This is a genomic window from Streptomyces sp. BE20 (assembly GCF_036322525.1).
Lineage (GTDB): Bacteria > Actinomycetota > Actinomycetes > Streptomycetales > Streptomycetaceae > Kitasatospora.
The window spans coordinates 78,298-85,099 of record NZ_JAQYWW010001014.1 but is presented as its reverse complement, the minus strand read 5'-3'; the positions used below and the strand labels follow the sequence as shown (position 1 = coordinate 85,099).

The window sequence follows — 6,802 nt, the reverse complement described above, 5'->3', positions numbered from 1 at the left end:
GCTCGTGGCGATCGCGGTGTCGTCGATCACGAAGCTGGTCTGCAGCGAGGCGTCCTCGGTGCCGGTGAACTTGATCGTCACCGACTGGCCCGCGTAGGCCGAGAGGTCGAAGGTGCGCAGCTGGTAGCCGGAGGCCGCGTCGGCGTTCGAGTACGTCTTCAGCGCCGTACCGTTCGCCGAGACCGTCAGCTTGTCGTAGGCGGTCGAGCCGGACTCACCGGTGTCGATGTGCAGGTAGAAGCTCAGCGTGGCCCTGCAGCCGGCCGGGACGGTCACCGTCTGGGAGAGCGTGTCGGTGCGGGTGGAGCCGTAGCCGTTCAGCCACGCCTTCCAGGTGCCGCCGTGCGGGGCCTGCGAGGCCGACTTGTCGACGACGCCGCTGGAGGTGGTCCAGGGTGCGGCGGTGCCGGTCTCGAAGCCCGCGTTGCCGAGCAGCTGCGCCGGGGTGCAGGTGCCGCCACCGCCGTTGACGGTCCAGCCGAAGGCGGTGCTGCCGGTCTTGTTCGCCGAGTCCTTCGCCGTCACGGTCACGTTGTACGTGCCCGCCGTCGTCGCGGTGCCGCTGATCACGCCGGTGGAGGCGTTGATCGACAGGCCGGCCGGCAGACCGGTGGCGGTGTAGGTGTAGGGGGTGGATCCGCCGCTCGCCTGGATCTGCAGGTTCGCCGAACCGCCCACCGCCGTGGACTGGTTGCCCGGGTTGGCCACCGAGACGGTGCCGCTGCCCGCGGGCTTGGTCAGCAGGCACCCGCTGACGTTGAGGTCGATGACCCGCCCGGTGCCGAGGCAGGTGGTGAACCAGTAGGTCTCCTGCCCGTAGCTCTGGCCCTTGACGGCCTTGGTGGTGCCGTCGGCCGCCACCTCGCAGGGGTTGTTGATGGTGCACATCTGGCCGTCGTCGTTGCCGGTGTTGTTGATGCCGACGACCTTCTTGGTCGCGGCGTCGACGATCGGCGAACCGGAGGTGCCGTGCGTGGTGTTGCAGCCGGAGCTGTAGCGGATCGAGTCGCGCCAGGTCCACTCGTCCTCGCGCAGCGTCCCGACGAACCCGTTGATGGAGCAGTTCCAGGTCTGCTTCCAGTACGAGGACGGTATGAACATCGCCGAGCCGTCGACCGGGTGCGTGTCGCTGACGGTCAGCGCCGTCGCACCGAACTTGGAGGTGATCGACCCGAAGGTGTCGGTGAGTTGGTACAGGGCGACGTCCGTGCCGGTCATCGTCGCGTACAGGATCCTGTCCGCCTGCACGGTGCCGAGCGAGCCGCCCGACGCGTTGAGGAGCGTGCCGCTGCGGCTGGCGCTCTGGTTCTGGATGACCTGGCCCGCCGTCGGCATGGTCGGCAGGCAGTGGCCGTTGGTGAGCATGAGGGCGCGGTCGGTGTCCACCGAGGAGGGGTAACGCACGAGCGAGGCGGAGCAGTTGCTCAGTGCGATGGTGGACGTCAGGTCACCGGCCTGTACCGCCTGCGCGGGGGTGGCAGTGACGCAGGTCAGAACCCCTGCGACGACTGCGCCCGCGGCGGACGCGGCGGCAAGTCTCTTGAACATGGCTCTCCTTGTGGGGGATGCGGGGCGTACGACCGGTTGCGGACGCCCGCGCCGCACGAAAGTGCCATGCCCACTTCAATCGGTCAACCATGCGTACGGAATTCGTCCGCCCGGATCCGCCCAGGGGCGTGGGGAGGCACCCGGAAGCGCCCGCAGGCGCACCGCCCGCCCCGCTCCGGACACCGCGAGGCCCCGATCCGGCCCGCTCCGGCCGATCGCCACCGATCGCCACCGACGACCGGGGCCGGCGATCAGGCCGACAGCCCGGCCTCGGAATTCACTCCCCCGTCAGAGCCGTCACCACGTGAGCCACGTCATACGGCATCAGCGCCACCTCCAGGGCGGCGCCCTCGCCGCGCTCACCGCCCTCGGACGCGAACTCGACGACCACCGCGTCGGATCGGATCCGGACCCGTTCGCGCCAGGTCGTCCGCCGCATCCCGACCTTCCGCAGTCCCGTCGGCAGCGGCCTCGCGCCGGCTCGCCCGCGGACCGGCCTCCAGACCACCCCGTCCGGCCCGATCAGCAGCCGACCGGTGCGCCAACGCCCCTCCTGACGAGGGTTCCTGACCATGCACATCACTCGGGCGGTCGCGCCCCCGGCGAGCTTCCGGGCGCGCGCGAGATGCCTGCGCTCGACGATCCATCCGGCCGCGAGGGCCACGGCGCCGGTGAGCGCCAGGTCGGTGAGTACGCTCACCCTCCCAGTGAAGCAAAACCCGGACCGCGTGTCCGCCGCATCGCCACGATCGAGGTCGGCGACGGCACTCGGCACCGGTCGGCACTCGACACCGGCCGACGGCCGGGCCGTGCCGCGCCGGGCCGCGGTGGCCCGCCCCGCGGTTCGACGACGAGCCGGGAGCAGCCGGGGCCGGCGGCCCGGCCACGCTCAGCGCAGGTCGAGGACCGGCCGGGTCGAGAGCTCGTCACCCATGCCCGTGTCGTCCGGCCCGTACACGAGCGCGGCCAGCTCCGTGTTCCGGTTGGCCGTGGCGAGGGGCAGCCACTCCAGGACGATGCCGTACCCGCCGCAGACCGACTCGCCGCCGTCGCCGCCGTGGATCGCGCCCGGGTCGCTGGTGATCTCGGACCGGTAGGTGTCGTAGGCGATCCGCAGCCCGAAGGCGTTCGGCCCGGTGTGCGGGCCGGTGTCGTCCTGGTACGGGCCCCGGTCGAGCGGGAACTCGTCGCCCCAGCGGAAGAGCGTCCCGGCGCCGGCGCCGCACGCGTGCTCCCACTCGTCGGGGTGCGGGAGCCGCAGCCCTTCCGCGGCCAGTGCCGCCGGGGTGTCGGCGAGCGGCTCGACGAGGTCCTCGTCCTCGACAGCCATCAGCAGCGTCGGCACGGTCACGGTCCGGTGCGGGCTGAGGTACCGGGCGAGATGGAGCCGGAGGTCGTCGTCGAGACCGAAGCCCTGACTGACGCTCTCCTCCCGGTAACAGTCGAGGAGTTCGGCCGACGGCTGCCACGCCGCCAGGTCGAACCCGACCGTGACCCGGCCACCCGGCACCAGCGCGAACAGCCGCTCCCCGCGCTCGACCAGCACCCGGTGCAGCGGCGCGCCCAGATGTTCGACCGTCTCGACCTGCTCCGGTCGACCGCCCACCACGTCGGCCGCGCGGGCGGCCAGGCGGGTGGCGGTGGCGAGGTCGAGCCGGCGCCAGGCGGCAAGGGTGAGGGAGGAGAGCGGTTCGAGGGCCATGCGCGGAGTCTGGCACACGCCACCGACAACGGAGTTGTGCCCCGGCGGGCGCCGCCGCGCGGCTCGACGGCCGGCACGCCCGGCCGCGCCGACGGGGCGCCGGGGAGGCCCCGGCGAGGCACCGGGGAGCGGGTGCTCGTGGGTGCGCGCGGAGGTCCCGGGTCCGCGAGGGCGCCGGCGGGATCGTGGACGAACCCTTTCGAGTCGGACTACCTGCCGTGTCGATCCCACCAGTGATTCATCATTTAATTAACCTCTCCCCGAGCCGAGTCATCGCTCGCAAGAGACTTCGGCCAGGACGGGCCGACGACCATCGGAGGAGCCGCAGTGGCGCAGGCAGCGAGACGGGGCCGCCCCTCGACGGGGGCGCGGGAAGCGGTGCTCAGGGCCGCCGGAGAGATGCTCGGGGACGCCGGGCTGGCGCTGTCCACCAAGGAGATCGCGCACCGCGCGGGCGTCGCGGAGTCGAGCATCTTCTACCACTTCGGCGACCGGCGCGGCTTGATCCAGGCCGTCATCGGACAGTACCTGCCGGTGTTCGCCGACACCACCGCCGTCCTCGGCGAACGGCCCGCGCCGCCGGCGGACGGCGGCCCGGCCGGCGACCCGGACCTCCAGGCCGACCTCGCCGCCATGCTCACCGGGCTGGAGGACTTCTACCGCCGGATCATGCCGATCCTCGGCGCCATGCAGTCCGGCCGCACCCTGCGCGACCTCCTCGTGGCGCACGGCGGCGAGATCGGACCGCACCTCGCACTACGACCGGTCGGCGACGCGCTGCGCGTCCACCAGGCGGCCGGACGCCTCGCCGCCGGACTCGACCCGGTCACCGGCGCACTGCTCCTGATCGGCGCCGCTCACCAGCGCGCGCTCTACCACTACCTGCTGGGCGACGACGCCGACCGCTTCGTCCCGCCGGTCGAAACGGTGGCCCGCACCCTGCTCCCGACCTTCGCCCCCTGACGGGCGGGGAGGCAGGGGCAGGAAGACAAGAGGACGGGAGACCAGGAGGGCGGGATCGTGGGAGGGCAGCCCGCCGGGCAGACGGACAACGGATCGGCGGGCAGACCGGAGGCAGTCGCCCGGGCAGCGGAGCGGCCGAGCACGCCGGAAGGGGAAGCGCCCTCCGCCGGCCCGGCGGAGGGCAGCCCCGGTCACGGCTGCGGGAAGGTCTCCTCGTCCACGTCGCTGGTCTTGGCGTTCCCGCCGACCTTCGCGGTCAGCGTGATCGACCACGTGGTGGCCGTCCGGCCGGTCTCGTAGGACAGCGTGTCGTCGAACTTCGTGTAGGAGCAGTTCTGGGTGAACATCTTCAGCGAGGTGTCCCAGTCGACGCCGTCGGAGAAGAAGACCTCGTAGGTGCCGTCCTCGATGCCGTCGATCGACGCCTTCTTCCCCTTGCCGACGTACAGCGAGTGGACCGCCTTGGTGTTCTGGGAGAGCGTCACGACCGAGTCGGAGCTGCCACCCGTGTTGTCGACCTCAAGCCCGCCCTCGCCGCGCAGGCGGCCCTTGCGGATCATGGTGCCGTTGTCGAGCGAGCGGGCCTGCAGCTGCGGGGTCTGCGGGACGTTGAAGGTCGTCGGGTAGCCCGCGGCGGTCATCTGGGCGAGCGCGGCGGGCACCCCCTTGAGGCCCTCGGAGAGGCCGACCGAGGCGAAGGCCGAGGTCGTGGTGCAGACGCCCTTCCCCTTGATGTCGGTGCGCACCTTCGTCAGGTCCGTGGACAGCTGGGAGAGCGCGGTCACCAGCTGGCGCCGGACGGTGGTGACGGTGTCCGGCTCGCCGGACAGGCCCAGCCCGCTGCTGGCGGAGTTGGCCGCGGTGGCCGCCTCCTGGAGCGAGAGGGCGAAGGCGTCGAGGCTCCCGGCGGGGTTGAGCTTGGCCAGGGCGGCGTTGACCGGGTCGATGTAGCCGGCCAGCACCGGGCCGTACGGGGGCTTGGTGGGAGTCGGCGTCGGCGTGGGGGTCGGCGTGGGAGTGGGAGTGGCGGACCGGGAGCTCTCGGTGCGGCCTCCCGCGGCGTCCGAACTGCCGGAGCTCTTCGAGCTGCCGCCGGAACAGGCCGTCAGCAGCAATGCGGTACCGACCGCCAGGCCGATCTTGGTCACGGACCTCATGCCGCTCCCCCGGAATTCTCTCGGTGCTCTCTCGTGCACGCTCCGTGCACTCTGCAATCCCCGCGCACATGATCCCGACCCGATGAGACGCGGTCAACAGGGCGCACAGGCGGCGCACAGAATCTCACAGGGAGCGCACAGGGGGCGCGCGGGCCGGACCTCCGGGTCAACTACGATCGGCTCGTGTTGAGCCTCACGGGAATGCCCCTCCAGATCATCGCCTCCGTCGTCGCGATCGGCGTCTTCGCCGCCACGATGTGGCTCTGGCCGAGATTCGGCGGGAACGGCCTCAGGGCCTGGTCGGGGCGGATCGGGGCGTTCCTCGCCACCCAGGTCACGGTCCTGGCGGCCATGGGGCTGATCGCCAACGGCTACTTCGGCTTCTACAGCTCCTGGAGCGACCTGCTGGGCACCAACGGCAAGCCCGGCACGGTCGTCGACCACCAGCCGAACGCCGCCGCGTCCCTCTCGGTCACCGGCGAGAAGAGCATGTACTCGGCGCAGGGCTCGGCCCGCGACCGCTCCGGGCTGATCCAGGAGGTCGCCGTCAGGGGAACCGCGAGCGGCCTGAGCAGCGACGCCTACGTCTACCTGCCGCCGCAGTACTTCCAGCCGGAGTACGCGCAGCAGAGGTTCCCGATGGCCCTGGTGCTGGCCGGCTACCCCGGCTCGGCGGAGAAGCTCATCACGCTGATGCAGTACCCGGCGTCCGCCCTCACCGCGATCGAGGAGAAGAAGCTGCCGCCGACCGTCCTGGTGCTGATGCGCCCGACGCTGGTCGGCAACCGGGACACCGAGTGCATGGACGTACCCGGCGGCCCGCAGGTGGAGACCTTCTTCACCAGCGACCTGCCGAAGGCCCTGGCCGGCAACTACCGGATCGGCACCGACCCGGCCAACCGCGCGGTGATCGGCAACTCGACCGGCGGCTACTGCGCGCTCAAGTTCGCGCTGCGCAAGCCCGACGCCTACCGGGCGGCGATCTCGCTCTCCGGCTACTACACCGCGCCGATCGACGAGACCACCGGCGACCTGTTCGGCGGCAACGACCGGTTGAAGCAGGAGAACGACCTCGTCTGGCGGCTGAAGAACAAGCCCGCCGAGCCCGTCGCCCTGCTGCTCGCCACCAGCTACGACGAGAACAACTACGAGGGCACCCAGGCGATGGTCGACTCCTTCAAGGCGCCGACCAAGCTCTCCACCATCACCCTGGACACCGGCGGGCACAACTTCCACACCTGGACCAGGGAGATCCCGCCCGCCCTGGAGTGGCTGGGCAAGCACCTGACGATGCCCCAGCCCGCCTAGGGCGTAGCGGACGGCGCGGGCGCACCGCGCACGGACCGCCCGAACGAGTGATCCCGCGAGGATCACAGGCGGCTCACACCCTCGTCTCACCCTTCTCTCAGCCGGGCGCCCGAACGTAGCGCCC

General features: G+C 71.6%; 6 protein-coding genes. 2 read left to right on the top strand and 4 right to left on the bottom strand.

Translation table 11 applies throughout. The features are described 5' to 3' along the window. The 3 genes from PUR61_RS26645 to PUR61_RS26635 form a co-directional block, all read right to left on the bottom strand. The coding region (locus PUR61_RS26645; protein WP_329881943.1) for a putative Ig domain-containing protein at positions 1-1,548 on the bottom strand (1,548 nt) is incomplete at its 3' end. Positions 1,549-1,825: 277 nt separating this feature from the next. Then, positions 1,826-2,248: a hypothetical protein gene (locus PUR61_RS26640; RefSeq protein ID WP_329881942.1), complete on the bottom strand. Its 423-nt coding sequence runs from the start codon at positions 2,246-2,248 to the stop codon at positions 1,826-1,828. Positions 2,249-2,437: 189 nt separating this feature from the next. Continuing rightward, complete coding sequence (locus PUR61_RS26635; protein ID WP_329881941.1) at positions 2,438-3,250, bottom strand: hypothetical protein; 813 nt, start codon at positions 3,248-3,250, stop codon at positions 2,438-2,440. 327 nt (positions 3,251-3,577) lie between these two features. Here PUR61_RS26635 and PUR61_RS26630 point away from each other — a divergent pair, with 327 nt between their 5' ends. Beyond that, positions 3,578-4,213: a TetR/AcrR family transcriptional regulator gene (locus PUR61_RS26630; protein WP_329881940.1), complete on the top strand. Its 636-nt coding sequence runs from the start codon at positions 3,578-3,580 to the stop codon at positions 4,211-4,213. 191 nt (positions 4,214-4,404) lie between these two features. Here the strand turns inward: PUR61_RS26630 and PUR61_RS26625 are convergent, their stop codons facing one another. Next, positions 4,405-5,370, bottom strand: coding sequence for a hypothetical protein (locus PUR61_RS26625; protein WP_329881939.1), 966 nt, complete (start codon positions 5,368-5,370; stop codon positions 4,405-4,407). A gap of 201 nt (positions 5,371-5,571) precedes the next feature. Between PUR61_RS26625 and PUR61_RS26620 the strand changes: the two genes are divergently transcribed. Further along, complete coding sequence (locus PUR61_RS26620; RefSeq protein WP_329881938.1) at positions 5,572-6,678, top strand: alpha/beta hydrolase; 1,107 nt, start codon at positions 5,572-5,574, stop codon at positions 6,676-6,678. The last annotated feature ends 124 nt before the right edge of the window (positions 6,679-6,802 follow it).

Coding starts and splice junctions, on each gene's coding strand:
- PUR61_RS26635 (WP_329881941.1), bottom strand. CDS start 3,250: ATGGCCCTCGAACCGCTCTCCTCCCTCACCCTTGCCGCCTGGCGCCGG.
- PUR61_RS26625 (WP_329881939.1), bottom strand. CDS start 5,370: ATGAGGTCCGTGACCAAGATCGGCCTGGCGGTCGGTACCGCATTGCTG.
- PUR61_RS26620 (WP_329881938.1), top strand. CDS start 5,572: ATGCCCCTCCAGATCATCGCCTCCGTCGTCGCGATCGGCGTCTTCGCC.